General features: G+C 68.0%; 15 protein-coding genes. 4 read left to right on the forward strand and 11 right to left on the reverse strand.

The genetic code is table 11. From position 1 onward, the window contains the following. Nucleotides 1-104: 104 nt before the first annotated feature. The 4 genes from UAJ10_RS04955 to UAJ10_RS04970 all read right to left on the reverse strand — a co-directional run bounded on the left by UAJ10_RS04955 (nt 105) and on the right by UAJ10_RS04970 (nt 5,519). On the reverse strand, nt 105-2,102 hold the full coding sequence (locus tag UAJ10_RS04955) for a S9 family peptidase (protein WP_322914249.1): 1,998 nt from the start codon (nt 2,100-2,102) through the stop codon (nt 105-107). Next, on the reverse strand, nt 2,080-3,576 hold the full coding sequence (locus UAJ10_RS04960; RefSeq protein ID WP_322914250.1) for a S10 family peptidase: 1,497 nt from the start codon (nt 3,574-3,576) through the stop codon (nt 2,080-2,082). Before UAJ10_RS04960 ends, UAJ10_RS04955 begins: the two co-directional genes overlap by 23 nt. Nucleotides 3,577-3,642: 66 nt before the next feature. Next, nucleotides 3,643-4,143 (reverse strand): RidA family protein, encoded by a 501-nt coding sequence (locus tag UAJ10_RS04965; RefSeq protein WP_322914251.1) that lies wholly within the window; start codon nt 4,141-4,143, stop codon nt 3,643-3,645. Between the two features lie 122 nt (nt 4,144-4,265). Beyond that, nucleotides 4,266-5,519 (reverse strand): aminotransferase class V-fold PLP-dependent enzyme, encoded by a 1,254-nt coding sequence (locus tag UAJ10_RS04970; protein WP_322914252.1) that lies wholly within the window; start codon nt 5,517-5,519, stop codon nt 4,266-4,268. A gap of 418 nt (nt 5,520-5,937) precedes the next feature. On the opposite strand from UAJ10_RS04970, the gene UAJ10_RS04975 reads away from it, so the two are divergent. The 4 genes from UAJ10_RS04975 (at nt 5,938) to UAJ10_RS04990 (ending at nt 10,860) form a co-directional block, all read left to right on the forward strand. Next, nucleotides 5,938-7,860, forward strand: coding sequence for an ornithine cyclodeaminase family protein (locus UAJ10_RS04975; protein WP_322914253.1), 1,923 nt, complete (start codon nt 5,938-5,940; stop codon nt 7,858-7,860). A gap of 4 nt (nt 7,861-7,864) precedes the next feature. Further along, complete coding sequence (locus UAJ10_RS04980; RefSeq protein ID WP_145612652.1) at nt 7,865-8,350, forward strand: Lrp/AsnC family transcriptional regulator; 486 nt, start codon at nt 7,865-7,867, stop codon at nt 8,348-8,350. 149 nt (nt 8,351-8,499) lie between these two features. Beyond that, nucleotides 8,500-10,194 (forward strand): M61 family metallopeptidase, encoded by a 1,695-nt coding sequence (locus UAJ10_RS04985; protein ID WP_322914254.1) that lies wholly within the window; start codon nt 8,500-8,502, stop codon nt 10,192-10,194. 180 nt (nt 10,195-10,374) lie between these two features. Then, complete coding sequence (locus UAJ10_RS04990; RefSeq protein ID WP_322914255.1) at nt 10,375-10,860, forward strand: Lrp/AsnC family transcriptional regulator; 486 nt, start codon at nt 10,375-10,377, stop codon at nt 10,858-10,860. Nucleotides 10,861-10,883: 23 nt separating this feature from the next. Here the strand turns inward: UAJ10_RS04990 and UAJ10_RS04995 are convergent, their stop codons facing one another. From UAJ10_RS04995 to UAJ10_RS05025, 7 genes are all read right to left on the reverse strand, one after another. Next, a complete protein-coding gene (locus UAJ10_RS04995; RefSeq protein WP_322914256.1) occupies nt 10,884-12,347 on the reverse strand; it encodes a S10 family serine carboxypeptidase-like protein in 1,464 nt (487 codons plus the stop codon). 29 nt (nt 12,348-12,376) lie between these two features. Then, nucleotides 12,377-13,591, reverse strand: a complete 1,215-nt coding sequence (locus tag UAJ10_RS05000; RefSeq protein WP_322914257.1) for a pyridoxal phosphate-dependent aminotransferase — start codon at nt 13,589-13,591, stop codon at nt 12,377-12,379. 183 nt (nt 13,592-13,774) lie between these two features. Then, the gene (locus UAJ10_RS05005; protein WP_322914258.1) at nt 13,775-15,520 is read right to left on the reverse strand and encodes a M61 family metallopeptidase; all 1,746 of its coding nucleotides are present in this window, start codon (nt 15,518-15,520) and stop codon (nt 13,775-13,777) included. A gap of 101 nt (nt 15,521-15,621) precedes the next feature. Then, nucleotides 15,622-17,844, reverse strand: coding sequence for a TonB-dependent receptor (locus tag UAJ10_RS05010; protein WP_322914259.1), 2,223 nt, complete (start codon nt 17,842-17,844; stop codon nt 15,622-15,624). A 413-nt stretch (nt 17,845-18,257) separates the two neighbouring features. Next, a complete protein-coding gene (locus UAJ10_RS05015; RefSeq protein ID WP_322914260.1) occupies nt 18,258-19,724 on the reverse strand; it encodes a S10 family peptidase in 1,467 nt (488 codons plus the stop codon). Nucleotides 19,725-19,893: 169 nt separating this feature from the next. Next, on the reverse strand, nt 19,894-21,402 hold the full coding sequence (locus UAJ10_RS05020) for a S41 family peptidase (RefSeq protein ID WP_322914262.1): 1,509 nt from the start codon (nt 21,400-21,402) through the stop codon (nt 19,894-19,896). A gap of 174 nt (nt 21,403-21,576) precedes the next feature. Continuing rightward, complete coding sequence (locus UAJ10_RS05025; protein WP_322914263.1) at nt 21,577-22,392, reverse strand: hypothetical protein; 816 nt, start codon at nt 22,390-22,392, stop codon at nt 21,577-21,579. Nucleotides 22,393-22,479: the final 87 nt, after the last annotated feature.

Raw genomic sequence — 22,479 nt, forward strand, 5'->3', positions numbered from 1 at the left:
GATTATGCCGATATGGGAAAAGCCGCCGTGGCACCGCATAAACTATGCCGCACCATCACGATCGCGGCATAAGGGTGCCGGCGCGGCCGACACCCCGCCCACCCTTAGTTCTGAGCGCCACCGGCCGTCCCGGCGGCGCCGATGTGCCGGTCGAACCAGGCGATGATGCGACGGTTCAAATCCTCAATGTTTTCCGCCTTTTGCATGACGTGGCCCTCATCGGCGTAGATGATGAAGCTGGTCTCCACGCCCATGGCGCGCAGGGCGTGCCAATACTCCCGCGTCTGCATCACCGGGGTTTCGATATCGCGTTCCCCCACATGGAGCAGGGTGGGCGTCTTCACATTGCGGACGTAGCGGATGGGCGACAGCCGGTCGTAAATCTCCGGGTCCTCGTACGCCGACTTGCCGAAGAAGGGGATCATCCAGCGGTCGATGCCGTTCTGGCCGTAGTAGGAATACCAGTCCGACAGCCCGGCGCCGATGGCGGCGGCCTTGAAGCGCTGGGTCTGGGTGATGGCCCACATGCTCATGAAACCGCCGTAACTGCGGCCAAAGATCATCAGCTTGGCGTCATCGATGGGGGCTTGAGCCTCCGCCGTGTCGATGCCGGCCATGATGTCGCGCAGGTCGCCGCCGCCGAAGTCGCGGATATTGGCGCGGGTGAACGCCTCCCCCTGGCCGAAGCTGCCGCGCGGGTTGGGCAGGAACACGGCGTAGCCGGCCTTGGCGAAGGCGGCCATGATGTCGCCCCAGACGAAGCGCGGCGTGTGCGCGGCCGACGGGCCGCCGTGGATGTTCACCACCATGGGCCGCTTGGCGCCTTCGGCCACCGGCGTCCTGGGCATCACCAGCCAGCCCTGGACGGCTATGCCATCGTTCTTCCAACTGAGGTTGGTGACCGTGACCAGGGGCGCCAGGGCGTCGTTGTCGTGGGTGATGGCGGCCAGGTCGCCCAGGCGCCCGTATTCGATGCGGGGGCCGAAATCGAAGCCCTCCGCCACCCAGGCGGCGTGGGTGCCGGCGCGGTCCAACGCCAGGCGGCCATCGCCGGCGGTGCGGGTGGCAGGGGCGGTCTTGACCTCCGTCACAGTGCCCTTGGCGGGATCGACCAGGGCGCTGCCCGTCTCCCCGCCCACGGTGACGCCAGCCACCAGGCGTTGGCCCCGCCATGCCAGCGAGGTCAGCGTGCCGGCATAGCCGGCGGTCACGTCCTTGGCCTCCCCGCCCTTGACGGGCACGGTGTAGACGTCGCCGCCGAAGGAGCCGAAGTCGCTCATCAGCCCACCGATGAAGGCCACGGTCTTGCCATCGGGCGAGACGCGGGGAAAGGCGATCTGCGGCCCGGTACCGATATTCTGGGGGCTGGCGATGACGCGGGCGGAACCGTCGCGGCCGAAGGCGCGCAGGCTGGCGATCCACCAGTTGTTGTCGCCGTTGCCCTCGGCGGCGGTGGCGACGAAGCCCTTGCCGTCCGGCATCCAGTCGTAGTCGTAGACGTAGGTCTTGTCCGGGCTGACCAGGCGCACGGCGCCACTGGCGACCGTGACGATGGCGATGCGCTGGACGTCGTCGCCCTCGCCCTGCTCTCCCACCTGGCGGGCGCCGGCATGGGTGGCCCCCGCCTCCTTCTTGGCGTTCTCGGTCACCAGCAGGGCGATCTCCGTGCCGTCCGGCGACCAGCGCGGCGTGCTGGCCAGGCCCTGGACGGCGGCCAGCGGGCGCACCGTCCCGCCTTTTGCTCCACCCTCCGCCAGATAGAGGACGGCCTGGCCGCCGGAGGTGCCGACGAAGGCCAGGACCTTGTCATCCGGTGACCAGGCGGGCCCGGCATAGCGGCAGGCGGCGCAGGGGTCCAGTGTCAGGGCGACGGCGCCATCCGTGCCGCGCACCACCACGGCGCCATGGCCGGCGCTGCCCGCCCCCTCGGCCTTGTCGGCCTCGACCGCCGCCAGGCGCTTGCCATCGCCCGACAGGCTGAGGCCGGTGTACTGGTGCGAGCTGGCAGCCTGCGCGCCCCAAGCCGCGCCGGACACCGCCAGCACCAGGCCGATCGCCGTTGCCCCAACAAACCCGCGATCAGCGCCCCACCAAAAAGCCATGCATCATCTCCTGCATCCGAACCTGCCCCGCCTCCCCGTCGAAGGGGCTGTGGCCCGCATCGAAAGCGGCAACGGTCACGCGGTCAAGAGGAATGCCGGCCCGGTCGATGGCGTAGCGGGCTGACAGCAGCGGCACGGCCATGTCGTAATAGCCGCCGACCAGCAGCAGGCGGGTCCTGGGCTGCGCCTTCATCACCGGGGCGATGTCGGGCGCGGCGTTGACGTAGAATCCGTCCTCGCGCTTGGCCGGTTGGAAGTTCCAGCCGAAGTTCACGTCCAGGGTCAGGGACACATAGTCGCGGTCCACCGGCACGTTCAGCTCATGCTTGAAATAGTCGGTGGCCACGCTGGAGGTGATGACGTTGGTGCGCCCCAGGCCCAGCGCCGGATCCTTGGCGGCGGCCGGACGGTCCGCCGGGGCGTCTTTGGGCGCGGGGCCGGTGACCCGGCCGTCCAGGCGGCCCACCACCAGGCCCTGATCGGCCAGCAGCGTCTCCAGGAACTTCTGCGTGCCGATGCGCAGGTTGGCGTCGGCGATGGTCTTGACGGGCAGACCGATCAGGTCGCCCAGGCGGGCGGCCACGGCGTCGCGCTCCGCCACCGGCAGCCGTCCTCCCTTCAGCAACGCCAGGGCATAGGGCCCCTCGGCGTAATCGGCGGCCACCTGGAACACCTGCTCCGGCGTCTGGGCGTCGATCTTGGCGCGGCCATGCTTCCACGCCGTCACCGCCATGGCCGGCAGCTCGAAAATGTACGGCAGGTCGTTGCCGGGGTTCTCCGCCGCCGCCGTGAAGTCCAGGGCGGGGGAGATGAAGATCAGGCCGGCGATGGGCAGGTCGCCCGCGAACTTCATCATGGTGGCGAGGCGAAAGCCGCCATAGCTTTCCCCGGCGATGTAGACGGGAGCACCCGTGCGGCCATTATCGCGCAGCCAGTCGCGGATCAGGCCCAGCACCGCCTGGGCGTCGCCATCGGCGTTCCAGTAGGGATGGCCGTCGCCACCGGGCAGCACGCGGCTGTAGCCCGTCCCCACCGGGTCGATGAACACCAGGTCGGCATCGGCCAGCAGGCTGTGCGGGTTGTCGGCCATCACGCGGTTGCCGTCGGCGCCCTTCACGATGCTGCGCGGCCCGAAGGCGCCGAAATGCAGGGGCGAGGACGAGGCGCCGGGCCCGCCGTTGAAGACGAACAGCACCGGCCGGGTCTTCACCATCGGGCTCGCCACATAGGCGGTGGCGGACAGGGTGGCCAGGGGCTTACCGCCCGCGTCCTTCAGCACCGTCTCCGCGAAGGTGGCGGTGTAGCGCACGGTCTCGCCGTTCAGCGTGACGCTGTGCGGCGTGGTCACCGGCCCCAAGACAGGGCCCGCGATCTCAGGCACCGGCGCGCCTTGGGCCAGCGCCGTCCCCGGGGCGGCCAGTGGCGCGGCCGTCATCATCAGGCCCAGAACCAGGCCGCGCACCCGTTTGCCCATACTCTTCCCCGTATCTTGTTTTCCATCAATCGCCGGCGCGCGCATCAAGAAAAGCCAGCGCCGGCATTACTTGGGCGCGTAGGCCCAGCACTCCACCTCGACCCCGGCGCCCAGCGGCAAGGCGCCGACGCCCATGGCGCTGCGGGCCGGCAGCCGGTCCGGCTTGAAATAGCTGACGTAGACTTGGTTGAAGGCCGCCCATTGCGCCATGTCGGTCAGCATGACAGTGCATTTGAAGACTGCGCCCATGCCACTGCCCACCCGGGCCAGGGCGGCGTTGATGTTATCCATGGCCGCCTTGGCCTGGACGCCCATGTCGCCCACCACCTTGCCGTCCTGGTTCACGCCCAGCTGGCCGGAAACGTAGAGGATGTCGCCCACGCGCACGACCTGGGAATAGGGCACCTTGGTCGTGTCCGGGCGGTAGAACTGGACGCCGGCCGATGGCGCCAGGATGGTGCCGCCGACACCGCCGCCCTCATCCGGGCCGCCGGGCGGGGCGGCCGTCAGGGCCAGGGCGGGGCCGGCCAGCAGGCAGCCCAGCAAAGCCAAACCGATGATGCGCATGGAAACATGTCCCCGTTGCGGCGGGTGGGACGGCGTGTCACCGCCCCACCCTGCCCGGTATTTTTTTCAATGAACCCAACTGCCAAAACTCTCTTTTTAACAGGCAACCTAAACGCACGACCTCAGGCGTGACCGAGTGCGGCGAGCAGCCGGTCGATATCGGTGTGGTCGTTGAACACCGAAGGCGTGACGCGGAAGCGGTTGGCGCTGACCGTCATCTTGATCTTGGCCGCCGCCAGCTTGGGCCCCAGCGTCTCCCGCGCGTTCTCGTAGGCGCAGGTGACCAGGGGGGTGGCGCTCTCGGGCGGGGTCATCAGGCTGTAGCCCAGCTTGGGCAATTCCCGCTTCAGCCGGCCGATCAGATCCTGGGCGTGCGCCTGGATGGCCGGCACGCCCACGCCCAGGATGTAATCCAGGGAATGGTCCAGCTGCGCGATCACCGTGTGGGCGTGGGTGCCGTGGGCGAAGGTCCCCTCCGCCGTGTCGGCGTAGGCGTAGTCGGCGATCATCCCGCCAGGCGGATCAAAGGGGTAGATGTGCGGCTTGAACGCGCTCATCCCGTAATAGCCGTACTCGGTGCGGGCCAACTGCGCGCGGGCGGCCTTGGTGCCGTAGACGAAGCCCAGGCCGAAATCGCCCATCAGCCATTTGTAGCTGGCGCAGGCGGCGAAATCGACGCCGCTGCCCTTCAAATCCACGGGCACGCAGCCGGCGGCGTGGATGATGTCGGCATAGACCAGGGCGCCCTGGGCGTGCGCCAGGTCGCACACCGCCTTCAGGTCATGCTCGAAGCCATTGATGGTGGAGACCAGCGACAAGGCCACCAGCCTGGTGTCCTTGCGAATGGCTTGCTTCAGGTCGGAAAGCAGGATGCGGCCGTCCTTGGGCTCCACCCAGGTGACCTCCACCCCACGGCGCTGCATCTCCTCATACAGCGGCAGGGAACCGAAGAAGTGCAGCGTGTCGGTGACGATGTGGCCGCCCGATTGGGGCAAACCCAGCCCGCGCAGCACCATCTGCTCACCCGCCGTGGTGCTCTGCACATAGGCGATGTCGTCGGCGTCGGCGTTCACCAGCCGGGCGAACTTCTCCCGCACACCATCGTCCGGCAGATCATACCGGGCCGCGGCAGGGTCCAGCATGCGCTTGGACAGATAGGTGTCGACGGCGGCCTTGGCGCCCGTGCTGATGGGGTGCTGGGACCCGTTATCGAGGTAGACCAGGTCGCTAGGGAAAAAGGACGCCTTGTCCGGAAAACGCGTGGGCAGCGCCGGCTTGGGCGCGGCGGCCGGGGCCGTCTGGGCCCCCACGGCGGCCGGCACGACTTCGGCCATGGTGAGGGTGCCGGCGGCCAGCATCACGTCCCTGCGCGTCATTCTCATCCGTGTCACTCGTGGCTATGGAAGGCGCCCTGTCGCGCGCCAGGCCCCGCCCTGAAACCGGGGCCCGACTGAAACCTATGCTAGCTAAAAGCGTGGGGGCATTTTTGGCGAAGTTGCGGGCGTTTGGCGGGCGGTGTGGAAATTTTATCCGTGAGGTGGATGATGGGCGCATGGATATGCCGGGCAGCAGTATTCCCGGGACTATCTTTCCGCCATGAGTGCCATCAGGCCGGCGATGGAGTGCGGTGCTTCTCACCCACTTTCGTGACATCCGCGCATAAAACCTGCGGCAGTTTGGCAAGGTCGTGGAAATTTTACCGGGCCGGAGCCGGCTTTTCCCGGAACTCCGAAAAGAAAAACCCCGCCCCCTGCCCTAAGGTGGGTCTGGAACAGGATGACAGGGAAGACACCCATGGGTTTCGCACCGTCCGGCCTTGCCGTTTTCGATGCCGCCGCCGTTCGCGCGGCCCTGGGGTACGGGGCAGCCATACCCGCCGTCCGCCAGGCCATGGTGGACTTGAGCACCGGACGGGTGCGCCAGCAGCTGCGCAGTTTCATCAGCCTGGGCGCCGGCCGCACCTTCGCCATCATGCCGGCGGCCTTCGTCGGAGCGGACCGGCCTGGCTACTTCGGCGCCAAGCTGGTCAGCGTCTACAATGACGGCCAGGGCCGCAAGGCGCATGAGGGGCTGGTGGTGCTGTTCGACGGCGCCAGCGGGCGGCCCGTCTGCCTGGCGGACGCGGCGGAGGTCACGGCCATCCGCACGGCGGCGGCCAGCGCCGTCGCCACCGACGCCCTGGCCCGGCCGGAGGCCGACACCCTGGCCCTGGTGGGCATCGGCCGCCAGGCCCTGGCCCACGCCCTGGCGCTGTCCAGCGTCCGCCGCCTGCGCCACATCCGCGTCTGGGGCCGCGACCCGGCCAAGGCCCTGGCCTTCGCCGCCCAGGTGCAGGCCGCTACCGGCATCGACACCCAGGCGCATGACAGCGTGCAACGGGCGGTGGCCGGTGCCGCCATCGTCTGCACCGTCACCGCCGCCGCCGACCCCATCCTGCGCGGTGACTGGATCGCCCCCGGCACCCATGTGAACGTCGTGGGATCCAGCGGCCCGGCCCAGGCGGAGATCGACACCGACCTGGTTGCGGCCAGCCGCTTCATCGTCGACCACCGGGAGCATGTGCTGGTCCATGGTGGGGAGTTCCTGCGCGCCAAGGCGGCCGGCATCCTCGGTAACGACCACATCGCGGCGGAGATCGGCGCCGTGCTGGCGGGCCAGGCGCCGGGGCGGCAGACGGCGGAGCAGATCACTGTCTACAAGTCCCTGGGCCACGCCGTGCAGGACTTGGCCGCCACCGCCTGGCTGTATGAAAACGCCCGCCACCCCGCCACGTCGCCCCTGCCCATCGTCGACGGGCACGCGGTGGCGGAACGCCTGGGCTATGACACCTGCATCCCCATCGTGCGCCAGGCCATGACGGCCCTGTCGAAGGGGGAGACGCAACAGCTGCCGCGCGGCGTGCTGCCCCTGGACCACGGCCACATGTTCGGCGTCATGCCAGGCGCCCTCAACGACGGTCCCTTCGGCGCCAAGCTGGTGGCGGTGTTCCCGGACAATTTCGACAAGGGCCTGCCCTCGCACCAGGGGGTCATCGTCCTGTTCGACCGCGACAGCGGCCGGCCCCTGGGCGTGGTCGATGGCGGCGAAGTCACGGCCATCCGCACCGCGGCGGCCAGCGCCGTCGCCACCGACGCCCTGGCCCGGCCCGAGGCCAAGACCCTGGCCCTGCTGGGTTATGGCGAACAGGCCCTGACCCACGCCCGCGCCATCGCCCGGGTGCGCCGGCTGAGCCGTATCACCGTCTGGGGCCGCGCCCCCGACCGCGCCGCCGCCTTCGCCGCGCGGCTGGGGGCGGAACTGGGCCTGCCCGTGCGCACCGCCGCCAGCGCGCAGGAGGCGGTGGTGGACGCCGACATCGTCTGCACCGTGACGGCTGCGAAGGAGCCCATCCTGCAGGGCGCCTGGGTGGCGCCGGGGGCGCATGTCAACGTCGTGGGCTCCAGCATCGCCGGCCCGGCGGAGGTGGATCACGACCTGGTCATTCGCTCCCGCTTCATCGCCGATTGCCGGGAACACGTGCTCCGCCAAGGGGCGGAGTTTCTGCGGGCCAAGGCCGCCGGCCTGATCGGCGACGCCCACGTGGCGGCGGAGATCGGGGAGGTGCTGGCCGGCCACGCCGAGGGCCGGCAGTCGGCGGAACAGGTGACGCTGTACAAGTCGCTGGGCCACGTCGTCCAGGACCTGGCCGCCGCCTGGCCGCTGCTGAAGAAGGACTGAAGCCATGGCGAACGCGGAACTGGACGCCATCGACATGAAAATCCTGACCCACATGCAGCGCGACGCCTCGCTGACCACGGCGGAACTGGCGGAGCGGGTGGGCATCTCGCAATCCCCCTGCTGGCGCCGCGTGCAGCGCCTGCATGACGAGGGCTACATCAAGTCCCAGGTGGTGCTGGTCGATCGGCAGAAGCTGGGCTTCGACATGCACATCTTCGCCCAGGTGAAGATCGCCCGTTTGTCGGAAGAGGAGCGCGAGACCTTTTTCCGTGGCATCCAGAACATTCCCGAGGTCTTGGAGTGCTATACCGTCTTCGGGGAGATGGATGCCCTGCTGAAGATCGTGGCGCCGGACGTGAAGTGGTACCAGGAGTTCATCTTCAACACCCTGATGAAGCTGCCCGGGGTGGAGGACATCCGGTCCATCGTCACCCTGTCGGAGGCCAAGAGCACCACGGCCATCCCGCTGAAACCGCGCACATTCCAATAAGCGCACCCATCGCGCATAGCCTATGCCGGGCGGGCGCCCCGGGCCCGGCAGTTGGAAAACATAAACCCGGCGCCACCCGCCATCATGCGGTGACGCGGGGGCGTATGAGCGGCCGGGAAACGGCCGGACGGAACAGGTGGGAACCCTTCATGAGAAAGCTGACCTTGGGCCTGCTGGCCACCTCCATGCTCACCTTCGGGGCCGCCGCCGCCGAGGGGCCGGCGCCCCTGGACGTGGTGCTGCGCCCGCATGCCGGCGGCGGCGTGGCCGACCGCATGGACGTGGAACTGCGCATCGCCCATCCCGGCGTGGCCGCAGGCCAGCCCTTGCTGCGCATGCCCACCACCATCGTCTCCACCCCCACGGCGGGCTATGACGCCAGCGCCATCGTGGCGCGGGACGACAAGGGGCCTCTGCCCCTGACCATGGCGGATGAGGCGCCCACGCCCACCGGCGCCTACCGCCACTATGACGTGGGCCGGGCCACGGTGGGCGACGTGGTGGTGCGGTACGGCACCCCGCCCCGCGCCGTCGGCGTGGCCACGCGCAACGGGCCACTGTTCGACCTGCGCCAGCAGGCGGACGGCCTGATGGGCGCCGGTGTCTATTTCATGGCCCTGCCGGCGGGGGAGCAGCCCTATCGCATCAGCCTGAAGTGGGACCTGTCGGATATGCCCAAGGGCGCCCGGGGGATCTGGAGCCTGGGCGAAGGCGACCAGTCCACCGTGGGTCCGGCGGAGCTGCTGGCCTTCTCCTTCTACGCCACCGGGTCGGTGAAGAGCGTGCCGGCGGACGGGAAAGGGGGGAACTTCGGCCTCTACTGGCTGGTCCAGCCACCCTTCGACGTGAACGGCCTGGCCACGGGCATCCAGCGCCTCTACGGCTACATGTCCCACTTCTTCAAGGATGATGGCGCGCCCTATCGCGTGTTCATCCGCGCCAACCCTTATCCGGCCGGCGGCGGCACCGCCCTGGCCAAATCCTTCATGTTCGGCTACGGCGTGGACGGCACCACGGCCAGCAGCGACACCCAGATGCTGCTGGCCCATGAGATGACCCACAACTGGCCCAAGCTGGATGGCGGGGAACATGCCGCCACCGCCTGGTACACCGAGGGCATGGCCGAATATTACTCCGCCGTGCTGGCTCTGCGCGCCGGCGTCATCGACCAGGCCAAGTTCCAGCGCGTGGTCAACGATCACGCGTCCGGCTATTACACCAACCCTTACGTGGCCCTGACCAACACCCAGGCCGGCGCCAAGTTCTGGAGCGACGCCCGCGCCCAGCGTGTGCCCTACGGCCGGGGTTTCATGTACCTGGCCCGTGTGGATGCCGAAATCCGCGCCACGTCCGGCGGCAAGCGCAGCCTGGACGACCTGGCATTGGAGGTGCTGGACCGCCAGCGCCAGGGCGAGACGGTGGGCCTGGAACAATGGGTGACCATGGTGGTGCGGGAACTGGGCGAGCCCGCGCGGCAGGAATACGAGGACATGGTGGCCGGCAAGCTGATCGAGCCGGCGGCCACCGGCTTCGGCCCCTGCTATCGCGCCGTGAAGACCAACGAACGGCCCTTCGACCTGGGCTATGACGAGATGCGCCTGGGCGTGGTGGCCGATCTGCGCGCCGACAGCCCCGCCGCCCAGGCCGGCCTGAAAGAAGGCGACCTGATCGTGAAATCCACGCCCAAGCAGGCGCTGATCGATGACGCGACCAGGCAGATGGACATCACCGTGAAGCGCGACGGCCAGGAACAGAGCTACACCTACCTGCCCCGCGGCCAAGCCGTGCCCAGCTGGCATTGGGAACGCGTGCCGGGCGTAGAGGACAGCGCCTGCCGTCTGTGACGCACGCCTGTCGCCGCATTCCAAGGCCGGGGGGCTCTCCCCGGCCTTTTTCATGGCCGCCGCCCGGTGGCCCCCCTGAACCGGCACTACCGGGGACGATTCAAAGAAGGTAGATTTATGCCGGACTGGGGCGGAAGACCCCATGGGCGATGCCAGAATGAACAGGGGACCACATAGGATATGCCGGCTGCGGAACTCGACGCCATAGATATGAAAATCCTGACGCTGATGCAGAAAGACGCGTCACTGACCACGGCGGAACTGGCTGAAAAGGTGGGGATTTCGCAATCCCCCTGCTGGCGCCGCATCCAGCGCCTGCAGGGCGAGGGCTATATCAAGGGCCAGGTGGTCATCGTCGACCGGGAGAAGCTGGGCTTCCACATGCAGATCTTCGCCCAGGTGAAGATGGCCCGGCTGTCGGACGAGGAACGCCAGACCTTTTTCCGGGGTGTGGAGAACATCCCCGAGATCCTTGAATGCTATACGGTATTCGGGGAGATGGACATCCTGCTGAAGGTCGTCGCGCCGGACGTCAAATGGTATCAGCAGTTCATTTTCAGCAGCCTGATGAAGCTGCCGGGCGTGCAGGACATCCGCTCCATCGTCACCCTGTCGGAGGCCAAGCACACCACGGCCGTACCGCTGAAGCCACGCCAGTTCCAATGAATAAAATTGCCCGCCGGGCCCGGTCAGGGCCGGTGGGTGATAAAACGGCCGAGATCGGCGCTGAGACGCACCCGCGCCTCGGCATCGCGGTACATCATGTGGCCGCCGCCATAGCAATTCACCGACAGCCGGGCGGACAGGCCCGGCTCCAGCCTGGTCTTGAGGATCTCGTTGGCGGCGCAGCTGTTTAGGCTGTCGTACAGCCCGGCGGCGGCGAAGACGCGCAGGGCGCCGTCCCTCTCCATGGCCCTGCGGATCCAGGGCTCCGCGCCGGGCGGTCCCTCGCCCGCGCGCGCGGCGGCGATGGCGGCGGCGAAGGCGGCCGGTGAGGTGTCGCCGGAATTGTAATCCCACTGCTCGCCCACCGGCTTGGCCGCCGGGTCGGTGTCCGTCTCCAGCCCCAGGTAAGGCAGGTCGGTGCGATAGCCCAGGGTCTCACGCAAATAGCGCACCATGACAGGGGCGCCCGGCTCCGCCGCGTCCGCCTGCGCCGCCCCCGGCTCGGCCGGCGTGCTGATGCGCATGTCGAAAGTGTCCAGCCGGCGGCCGGGCAGCAGGGCGTTCAGGAACTGGCGGGACGAGACCGCCAGGGTGGTCCTGTCGACCAGGGACGGATCCACGCCCATGTGCCGGGCCACATCCTGGGCCAACACTGTCTTCTGCTGGGCGCTGAGGTCGCCCAGGTGGGCCAGGGCCGGGGCGTAGACCTGTTCGGCCCAGGCGCGGGTGGAATCCGCCGTGGCCGATGGGCTGGTCCCCGCCACGCTGGCCGGCAGGCGGCCATGCACCTGGGCGGCGGCGGCGCGGCCGGGCAGCTTCAGCGCGGTCACCAGCTCCTTGGGCAAGACCGGTCCCACGGGAATGCCGCCGGAAATGAGGACGACGCCCGCCACCGGCCGGCCGCGCTTCTCCAACGCCTCCGCCACGCCGGCGGCGCGCCAGACGCCAAAACTTTCGCCCACCAGGTAGATCGGTGTCCGGGCGTCGGCATGGCGCCCGGTCCAGGCCTGCACGAAATCGGTGATGGCGGATTGATCGCCCAAGGTGCTGCAGAACCGCGACCCATCCTCCGCCGTCGCCGGGCGGCTGAAGCCCGTGCCCACGGGATCGACGAACACCAGGTCGCTGTCGGCCAGCAGGGTCTGGGCGTTGTCCACCAGGGCCCCGCCCTCCAGCCGCTTGGGTCCGAAGGCCTCGAAATGCAGCAAGGTGGAATTGGCGCCGGGCCCGCCGTTCCACAGGAAGGTGACCGGCCGCCCGCCTTGCCCGGGAACACGATAGGCGACGTAGAAGACGTGGCCCCGCACCACCCCTTGCGCATCGGTCAGGTCCAGGGTGGCGGCCTCGGCCACGTAGCGCAGCGGCTTGCCCGCCAGGGTGATCTGCTGGGCGATCCCCGGCGGGGGCGCCACCGCCGGATCGCGGGCGGCACAGCCCGCCAAGGCCAGGGCCACCGCGCTGATGCCGTTCCGTATCGCCGCCCGCATGTCCCCACTCCCCCGTTGACGCGTTTTCCTTAGCGGTCCCGCCAGGCCCGCAGGCCGGCGTGCAGCCGGCGCAATCCCCGGTCCAGCGTCTCGGCATCCCCGGCGTAGCCCAGGCGCACATGGCCGGCCTGGCCGAAATACTCGCCCGGCGCCACCAGCAGATCGACCTGGTTCCACAGGTGGCGGGTCAGCGCCAGGGTGTCCGCCACCCCGACGATACGGGGGAAATAAAGGCAACCGGCCGCCGGCACGGCGCCCTCGATCAGGCCCTCATCCCGCATGGCGGCGGCGTGGCGGCGCAGCACGGGCGTGGTAGCGGTCATGACCGCCTGCCAGTGCCGGTCAAAGGTGTCGGCGTTCTCCATGACATGGGCGGCCACGGCGTGCGACAGCTTGGACACGCCGACGTCGCCCTCCGGCTGGCCGGCGCGGATACGGGCCAGCACCTCGGGTGCTGCCACCATCCAGCCGCACTTGAGCGCGAACAGGCCGAACACCTTGGTCAGGCTGGCCAGGCTGACGATGTTGGGCGCCAGCTTGGCCGCCAACCCCGCGGAGGGCCGGCGGGCGAAATCACCGTAGACCTCGTCCACCACCAGCAACGCGCCCACGGTGGCCGCCGCCTGGGCCACGGCCTTCAGCGTGGCATGGTCCAGGATCGTGCCGGTGGGGTTGTGCGGGTTGGTCAGGATGACCAGGCGGGTCTGGGGCGTCAGCTTGGCCGCCACCTGGGCCGGGTCGATCCCGAAATGCGGTGCCGGCCGATCCAGCTCATCTACCGCGGCGCCCGCCTCCAGCGCCAGGTTGGTGAGAAGCTTGAACCCCGGATTTTCGATCAGCACGCGCTCGCCCGGCTTCACCAGGGCGCGCAGGATCAGTTGCAGGCCGCCGGTGACGCCGGTGACGGTCTGCAACCGCTCCGGCGTCTCGCCGTAGCGCGCGCACAGCGCGTCGACCAGGAAGCGGTTTCCGTTGGCGAAGACGCTGACATAACGACTGCTGAGCTGGGGGGCGCCCTCCCCATCCACTGTCACCAGCGACTTGGCCACCAGCCCGGCCAGCAGGCCGGACGGCTCACTGATGGTGCTGTCGTACAGGGCGATGGCGTTGGGCCGGCCGGCGACCGCGCGCAAGGAGCCCCGCACCCAGTCGGAATATTGGGCGGCCGCGAAGAAGTCGCCGCCGGACGGGCTGCCGGGCGGAACGGTGGATGCGGGACCGACGGATTTACCGGCAGATTTCAAGGCGTACTTCCTATTCGGGCGGGGCGTTCGGGCGCGAAGGGCCATCGACGCCTGCGATGCCTAAATTCTATTCGACTTGGCGGGTGCTTTTTTGCGTATGCCCGGGTCCGGCGGGGTGGCGGCGGTCGGTTTATGCGGCATTCCGCCGGAAGCACGCATAAGCTGACCGCACCGGTTCCCGCCCTATCGGCACCTGGCCGGCGCATCAGGGCGGCGGGCCCATTGATAGGCCTGCACCGTTTCGCCCCGGGGCAGGTAGGTGATGGGGAAGACCTGGCCGTCGCGGCGTATCTGCAGGGTCAGCGTGGCCTGCTGGTTGCCCTGGATCATGTCCTGCGGCACGGGCTTCACGATCTCATCCCCATCGCGCAGGCCGGCGGCCGCGGCGGCGGAGCCGGGGATCAGGCCGTGCACGATCCGCTTGGGCTGGATCAGCACCTCGGGATCGAAGCCCAGCTGATAGCGGCGTAAGGGGGCCGTGGTGCGGGTGAAGCAGGGGCCGAAGGCGTCGTCGTCCGGCAGGACCAGGGCGCCGTTCAGCATGGCGTCCAGTTCAATCCGGCCGCGCGGGCCCAACTCCCGGGTGACGATCTCCACCCAGGCGGCATGGTCCATGGGCCGGCCGTGGCGGCGTCGGTCCAGCATGGCCAGGATCAGGTCATCCAGGGAGCGCCTGCCGTGGCTGGCCTTGCGCACCTCGCCATCCACCAGGGCGAAGTAGAGGGCACCCCGGTCGTAGGGCAGCACACGGACGCGGGTGTCGGCCCAGAAGCGGTCCGGGATGGCGCTGTTGGGCGTGTCGTTCAGGGCGTTGGTGTAATAGCGGGCGGCGGTGGTGTTGAGGTCCTTCAGGAACTCATCGCCCGTGATCATGCCGGCGCGCAGCGGCAGGCGATTCTGGTAATAGACCGCGATGCCCTCGCTGAACCATGAGGACGACAGGCTCTGCGGCCCCTCTCCCTTGGATGCGTCCAGGGAGCGGATGAAGGTGTGCACCATCTCGTGCGCCAGGGTGAACTTGAAGTCCTTCACGTCGGTCTTCTGGTCGAATGTGCCGATGAAGGCGCCGTTCAGTTCCACGCCGCCGCCGGCGTTCACCAGGTTGGGCCGCAGGAAGACAGCGTAGGGCGGCGTACCCACCGCTTTGAAATAGCCCAGGTAATGGTGATACAGCGCTTCCGTCCACTGCATCAGGGCCTTGCCGTCAAAGGGCGGGTTGCCCTGCCAGGCGGAGAAGAAGCCCTGCCTGGGGGGCACCTCGGGATAGCGGTGGATGGCCCCGCCCATGACATAGGTGGCGCCCAGGTCCTCCACGCTCAGCGGACCGCCGGAGGTCACGTCACCGGTGCCAAAGCTGGAAACGCCCGCGGTGCCGGGCCCCGCCACCGACAAGTCCCAATGCAGCGCCAAACCCAGTTTCGCATCCGCGTCCGGCAGGATGAGAAAGGTGTCAGCGGCACCGGAAAAGCCACCGCCGTCGGTGCGCAGCTCCAGGGGTGGGGCGGCCCCGCGCGGGTTGGCCAGGGTGGTGATGGGGGCGCGGTAACGGACCGTCAGCGTGCCCTTGACCGGCCGCGCCGCCGTCCAGTGTCGATAGGCCATGGCCGGCCGGTCGGCGTCGTCCTTGGCCGTCAGCGCGACGGGACCGGCGGCGTCGCTGGCCGTCAAGTCGGTCAGGGTGTCGGCGACACTCTTGACATTGTTGGTCACCAGCGGCAGGCGCAGCAGCGGCGCCCCCGCCGCCACCGCCACGTCCGGGATTTCAACCGTGACATCGACGAAGGGCACAATTCCCGTCCCGTCGGCCTCCGCCCCCTCCGCCGCCGCCGGCTTCAGCGTCACGGCCAGTTGGGGTGCGGCCGCCAAGGCCACCGGTGCGGCGGACAACGCCAGCAGGGCCGCCAAGCCACCCATCTTGAAATACCGCATCGCCCGCGCCCCGCCTGTTTCTACCCACCCCGGAAAACAGGGGGCCGATCCGGTACCGCCGGACCGGCCCCTTCACTCACCCGCCCATCAAGGCTTGGTCATCAGAAGTCTTTGCTGATGGTCATGCCGAAGGTGCGCGGCTGGATAATGGCCGCCGAGTAGATGCCCGTGCGGGTGATGGTATCCAACGGACCGCCGGAGACGAAGGCGATCTCGTTGCCCAGGTTCTTGGCATAGACCGACAGGTTCCAGTCGTCATGGGTGACGCCGGCGCGCAGGTCCACCGTGGTGTAGGACGGCATGAAGAAACGCTGGCCCGTGGACTTGGTCGGGAACACGCTGTAGCGGTCGCCGATGTAGGACACAGTGGCGCCGACGAAGCCGTTGAAGCCGTCCATGATACGGAACTTCTGGTCCGCCGACAGGCTGCCGCTGAACTTGGCGGAGTACGGCAGGCGCTGGCCCTTCAGGCCGTACAGACCCGAGGTCTTGATGTCCTCGGTCAGCGTCGCGTCGGTGTAGCCCAGGTTGGCCACCACGCTCAGCCCTTCCGAGGGCGTCAGGGTCAGCGTCAGTTCGCCACCGCGCGACCGGGCGGTGCCGCCGTTCTGCACGTAGGAGAAGCCGGTGGGCGATGCCGCCTGCAGCTGAATGTCGTCCCATTCGATGTCGAACAGGGCGGCGTCCACCGTCAGCAGGCGATCGACCACGACACCCTTGAAGCCCACCTCGTAGTTGGTGGTGGTGTCGGAGTTGTAGGCGGCGGGCTCACCCGGGGCGGCGTTGGGGCCGCCGGGGCGGAAGCCCGTGGACACGCGGCCATAGACCATCATGTCCTTGTTGATGTGGTACTGCGGACCCAGCGAGTAGGTGAAGACGCTGGTGCCGGAATGGATGTCGGTGATCTCGTTGTCACCCTGCAGCACGCCGCCGACATCCTGGTAGCTTTCCTGGAACTGCCGGCTGAAGCGGCCGCCGAAGGTGAAGTCCAGCTTATCGTCGAAATGGTAGGTGGCGGAACCGAAGCCGGCGTACTCGCGGTAATGCGAGGGACCGAAGACGGTATAGAGGTCGGGGAAGCCGACGTTCTCGCCATTGGCCTTGTTGGCCACGTAGACGTTCTGGCGGTTCAGGTTGTCTTCGTTGGTGGCGAAACCGCCGACCATCCAGTCAATCATGCCGCCCGGCTGGGATTCCAGGCGGATTTCCTGGCTGAGCTTGTTGGTCTGGTAATAGTTGTAGATACCGGTGCCCAAGGCCGGCAGGGCCGGGGCGGGAAAGAAGAAGCCCAGGTAGCGGCCGAAGGTGCCGGTGGTGTCCTGCGGGCCGTTGAACACGGTGTGGCTGTAGGAGGTGACGGCCACCAGGTTGGCGAAGCCCAGGTCCGCCTTCAGGTTGCCGTTGTAGATGCCCATGTCGAGATAGCCGGTGTTCAGGCCGGAAATGGGCGCCTGGGTGTAGTCACCATAGGTGGGCACACGGTCCACCGAGACGTATTCGTTGGCCGAGCCGCCGGCCGTCATGTGCTGGTAGGTGGCGGAGGCCTGGTAGCTGACGCTGGGCGTGATCTGCCACAGCAGGCTGGCGCGGCCGCCTTCCGTGCGGTTGACGTTGATTTCCGTCTGGCCGCTGTTGGCGTTGGTCATGTAACCCGGGTCCATGCGGGCGAAGGCGCTGACCCGCAGACCCAGCTTGTCCTCGACGATGGGCACGTTGATGTAGGCGCGGCCGCCGCCGCCCTCGCCGCCGTGGGCGACGCTGGAGCCGGACACAGCCACTTGGCCGAAGGTCTCGGTCAGATTGGGCGCCGCCGTCACATAGCGGATCAGGCCGCCCATGGAGCTGGCGCCGTACAGCGAGCCCTGGGGCCCGCGCAGAACTTCGATCTGCTGCAGACTGGACGGGTCGATTTCCGGCACCACCGCGTCACCCAGGCCGCCGCTGGTGGCGGAACCGATGGGAACGTCGTCGATGGTCAAACCCACGGTCGGGTTGTTGCCGGCGCCGGTGGTGATGCCGCGGATGGCGATGGTGGTGCGGCCGTTGCCGCTGGACGTCACGTTCAGGCCCGGCACCTGGGTGTAAAAGTCGCGCAGCTGGGTGTTGTTGGCCTGCAGCAGCGACTGGCTGGAAACCACGGCGATCGAGGCCGGTACGTCCATCAGGCGCTCGGTCTTCTTCTGAGCCGTGACGACGATCTCTTGCAGCTCATCCAGGCTGTCATCGGCCGCGGCACCATCGGCGAAGCTCGGCAGCGACCAGAAAGAGAAAGTTGTAAGAATAGTCGTGGCGAGTAACGCCCGGATTCCACGCGTGCCCTGCATATTACTACCCCCTGTTCTTATGAGCGCCCTCTGCCGCCACCAATCCTTGTGGGATTTTGTTATCCGGCGAGGTCGAAAAAGATAATTTATGATACCGCCGGCCCCAGGCTTTTCTTTCCAAATTGCGTATGCCGAAACGGGCGGGGAGAAAATTTTATTCCCCAGGGGTGCGCTGCGGAAATTTTCTGCCGGAAGGCTCTGACCGACCATTCGTAGGTCGTGGGCACGGGGCCGTGAGGAGGAACCGAACACCCGCCGAATGGCGAAAGACGGCATTGCCAATGCCGACAGCCTGAGGATCAGGGAATATATTTTCCCGCAATGCCGCGCTGAACCATGGCCTGTCGACACCACCAAAAGCGAACGCCCGCAGGCGGTCCCCTGCGGGCGTCGGTTTCAAAGGGCTGTCGGTGTCAGGGCGCGGGACTGACGAAGGCGCGGACGTCGGCGCCGAACTTGCGGGCGGCGCCCTCGTCCGTGTAGGCCATGTGCCCGCCCTCATAGAAGGTCAGGCGCACGCGGCTCTCGGGCCAGCCGCCCTGGCGGGCCAGCAGCTCCGCCGCCCCCACCGTGGTCTGGGTGTCGTAATAGCCGTTGCCGATGAGCAGTTGCATCTTAGGATTGGCCTTCATGGCTTTCAGCAGGCGATCGCTGTAGGCCCAGTTGGCGAAGGGCGAGGCGAAGCTCCACCCCCAATCATCCAGGCCGCCCACCTCCGCCGCCTCCACATAAGGCTCCGTTCGGTCGACCTTCAGGTCGTCGTGGATGTACGCCTTGAACAGGCGGGAAAAGGGCGGTATCACGGCCGCGGCGAAGGGATCGGGGCCGATACCCTTGTCGGTGATGGGGGCGGCATAGCGCGCGTCGGCGCGGCCCAGCAGCAGGCCCTGGTCCTTCAGCAGTTCACCCCGGTACTGCTCCTTGCTGATGCGCAGGGCATGATCGCGATAATAGGCGGCGGGGATGCCGGTCAGCTCTTGCAGGCGCTGGGCGACGCGGTCGCGGTCGGCCGCCGGCAGGTCGCTCCCCTGGTACAGCGCCGGCATGTAGTCGCTCTGGGCGTAGCGCCGCGCCTCGTCCACGAAGGCTTCCAAGGGCAGGCCGTGGCGATCCACCCGCTGGTGGTACCAGGCGATGGCCGCCAGGGTGGGCAGCGACACCACGTAGCTCATGATGTTCTGCGGCCGCTGGACGTATTCGATGATGTTGACCGCCTGGCCCATCAGCAGCACGCCCGCCAGCGGGATGGGCTTGGGCAGTTCGGCCAGTTGGCCCGCCACCTCGGCCGCGCGCATGGTGCCATAGCTTTCACCCAGCAGGTAGACGGGGGAACCCTCGCGGTGATGCTGCGCCAGCCATGCCTGGATGAAGGCCGTGACCTCCTGCCCGTCCGCCTTCACCGAGAAATAGCTCTTGGGATCGACGCCGTCAGCCACGCGGCTGAAACCGGTGGAGGCCGGATCGATGAACACCAGGTCGGTGGCATCCAGCGGCGAATAAGGGTTGTCCACCAGCGTGAAGGTGGCGGGATCGGCCTTCAAGTCATCCGGCACGGCCACGCGCTTCGGCCCCATGACGCCCAGGTGCAGCCAGAGGGAGGCGGTGATGGGCCCGCCGTTGAAGACGAAGGTCACCGGCCGCTTGGCCGCGTCCTTGGCATCCACGGTGTAGGCGAAGCTGACCAGATGGGCGCCCGGCTTGCCGGCGGCGTCATTCACGTCCGTCCCTTCCACCGTCGCGGTATAGGCCAGCTTGTGGCCGCTGAGCGTGGTGGTGTGATGGGTCACAACCGGCGCTTCCGCGAATGCCGGCATGGATGCGGCCAGCATCAGCGCGGCCACCAGGCCCCCCACTTTACGGCCGGCGAATTTCCCGGTCATTTTTCGATCCCCTTGGTGTAAGCCCCTGTTGTCAGGGAAATGTTATCGCCGTTGGGTAGGATGGATTATTCCCATCACGCCCGTTTTCCAATCCGGGCGCATAAAGATTGCCCGGTGTGGACAGACCCTGCATAGCCCTACCCAGCCGCAGCGCGCTCTTGACCCGGCACTAACGCGCTTTGGCCAGATCCTGCGGCAGCACCGTTTCCAGCACCCAGCGCCGCACCGCCGCCGTGTCGGCGATATCGCCAGGGTAGTGATGGGTGGGCACCCAGGCGACGTTCTCCCCCCGCTGGCGCTGGTCGCGCACCATGCGGCCCATGCGCACCGTGGCCAGGCCGCTGGGCAGTTCGAAGCCCTCAGGCCAGCCGCCGGAGCGGCGGTCGATATGGGTTTCCGTGCCGATCTGGGTGACGCCGGGGAACCGCATCATCTCATCGGTGAAGGACAGGCAGGCGCTGGCGCAGCCATAGTCGGTCAGCAGATAGACGCGGGCGCGGACCAGCGACGGCGGCGGCGCCTTGGGATAATGCTGGGCCTTGACCGCCGGATCCATGAACAACAGGCGGGATCCGCCGGGCAGTTCCTGGACGCGCGGCTTGGCCATCGCCGCCTCCAGGGGTGGGTCGGGCGGCACGTCGATATGCTTCACGCTGTCGGAATAGCCCATGTCGTCCATGCCCTTGGCCGCCAGCACCAGGATGGTGTTGGCGATCTCCAGCCGGGCGCGGGCGTAATAGTCGGCATAGTCCTGGCCGTAGAGGCCGCGCAGGAAGGCCATGAACCAGTTGTAGGTGCCGCCGGCGTTGCCGCGCACGTCGATGACGATCACTTCCTTGTCGCGCAGCGAGGGCGCCTGGTCGATCAATTGATGGAACTGCGCGGCGCTCTCCGCCGTGGTCGGCATCATGGTGCCGATGCGGACCCAGGCACCGCTGGCGCCGAAATCGCTGAGGCCCAGGGCGCCATCGGTCAGCGTGGGTGCGGAGGAACTGGTCCGTTCCGGCTCCTCCGCCACCAGGCTTTCGGAGGGTAGCGGCGCCCAGGTCAGCGTCACCTCACGGTCCCCAACGTGGCACTCGGCCGGCAGGGTGTAGAACGGGTTGCCACGATCCACGAACATCTGCCGCGCCAGGGCGGCGCGCGTCGTCTCCCGCCCCTTGGGGCCGCCGTCGAACTCCGTCAGCATGTCGATCCAGCCATCCAGCGGCCGGCCATCACAGGCGCCAATCTCCTCCCCCACCCGTACGCTGTCGGTCTTGCTGCCCGTCACCAGGTAGCGGCCGCCCTGGTACTCCACCGCGAAGCCGGGCCACCGCCCGTGGCGGGAGGCGGCGTTGAAATAGGCGCTGAAGTGGGCATCCTCGAAACTGACGATGAAGCGCTGCATGGCGGCGCGGTAGCTGGGCAGGTTCCGCACGCGGGCAGCATCTTGCCGCGCCTGGGTCAGCGCCGACCGGAATTGTCCATTCCAACCGGCGGGATCGGGATAGACCGCGTAGATGTAGTGGCTGGGGATCACCCGCTCCAGATAGTCCAGGTCACGCTGGAACAGGCCTTGCCACAGGTCCGCGGCCCCCGCATCCGCTGGCTTTTCGGGCAGCGGGCCCTGTGCCAGGGCAGGCGGCGTCAGGGCCAGCGCCGCACCAAGGGCGATGGCGGAAAGGTACCGTTTCATCATGGCACTCCCTGCCCGGCCGCCGCCGCGCGGCGCGCCATTTTCTTTTATTTTCAAGGCTGAGGAGGTTCAGCCTCAATCGCAGGGTGAATCATAGGGGCGGGCCGGCGGAATGTTTTTGCGTTATCCCGCCCGCCGCGCGGACGTCGGCAAATTTTATGCGGGGACTGGCCGTCAGGGGGTGGCCTTCGCCGTGGCGTGGCGGGCCTGGTAGGCTTGCAGGGCCTCTTGGTACGCGGTGGATTGCTGCAGGGCCGGCAGGGTACGGAGCTTCTTTTTCTGCTTCAGCACGAAGGTTTCCGCCGTCAGGCTGGCATGCTCCCCACAGAATTTGGCGCAGGCGCCGGTGGGATCGCTGAAGCCCACCTCATCCCCGCTGAGGGTCATGGTCAGCATGCACCGCTGCTTGGGCGCCGGGTCCTGGAAGACGAAGCTGCCGATCTTCTTGTATTCCGCGATGCCGGTCAGGGTGCAGCTCTGCCCATTGTAGAAGGCCAGGCGCATGTCCAGGTAGGCGGCGCCATCCGCCACCGGCGTGACCTGCAGCACGTCCTCCGCCCCATGAGCGCCGTCGGCGGTCTTGACCGGATGCCGGTAGATGCCGGCGATACGGGCCAGCAGGGCCTTGGCGTCGGCCTTGCTCCCGTCCGGGGCGTAGGCCATGGCGCGCTTGGCCGACTCCGCCTGCACGGCCTTGATCTTCACCCTGTATTCCCGGTCCAGGCAAGCGCGGGCGTCCAGCGTGGCGTCGCAACGCTGGAACATGGCCTCATCCACCGTCCAGGCGCGGCCCAGGCGGACGTAGGGTACATCCTGGACGCCGTCGATCAGTTGGCGCAGACCGGGATCGGTGCATAAGGCTTGGACGGAGGCGGAAGCGGGCGCCTGGCAATCCGCCGGCGTGAGGCCGGGCACGGGCGGCTCCGCCGCCACCGCCCCGCCGCTTCCCAACACCGCCGCCAACAAGGTGATGACCGCCCGCTTGCCCATGACGCCCCCAACGCCCCGTGCTTACCCGGGTGAACTGTGCCGAAGGGCAACGGTGGGCGCAAGGGATCGCCTGGGCATCCACCGTTT

The organism is Nitrospirillum guaranorum (assembly GCF_034653275.1).
GTDB lineage: Bacteria > Pseudomonadota > Alphaproteobacteria > Azospirillales > Azospirillaceae > Nitrospirillum.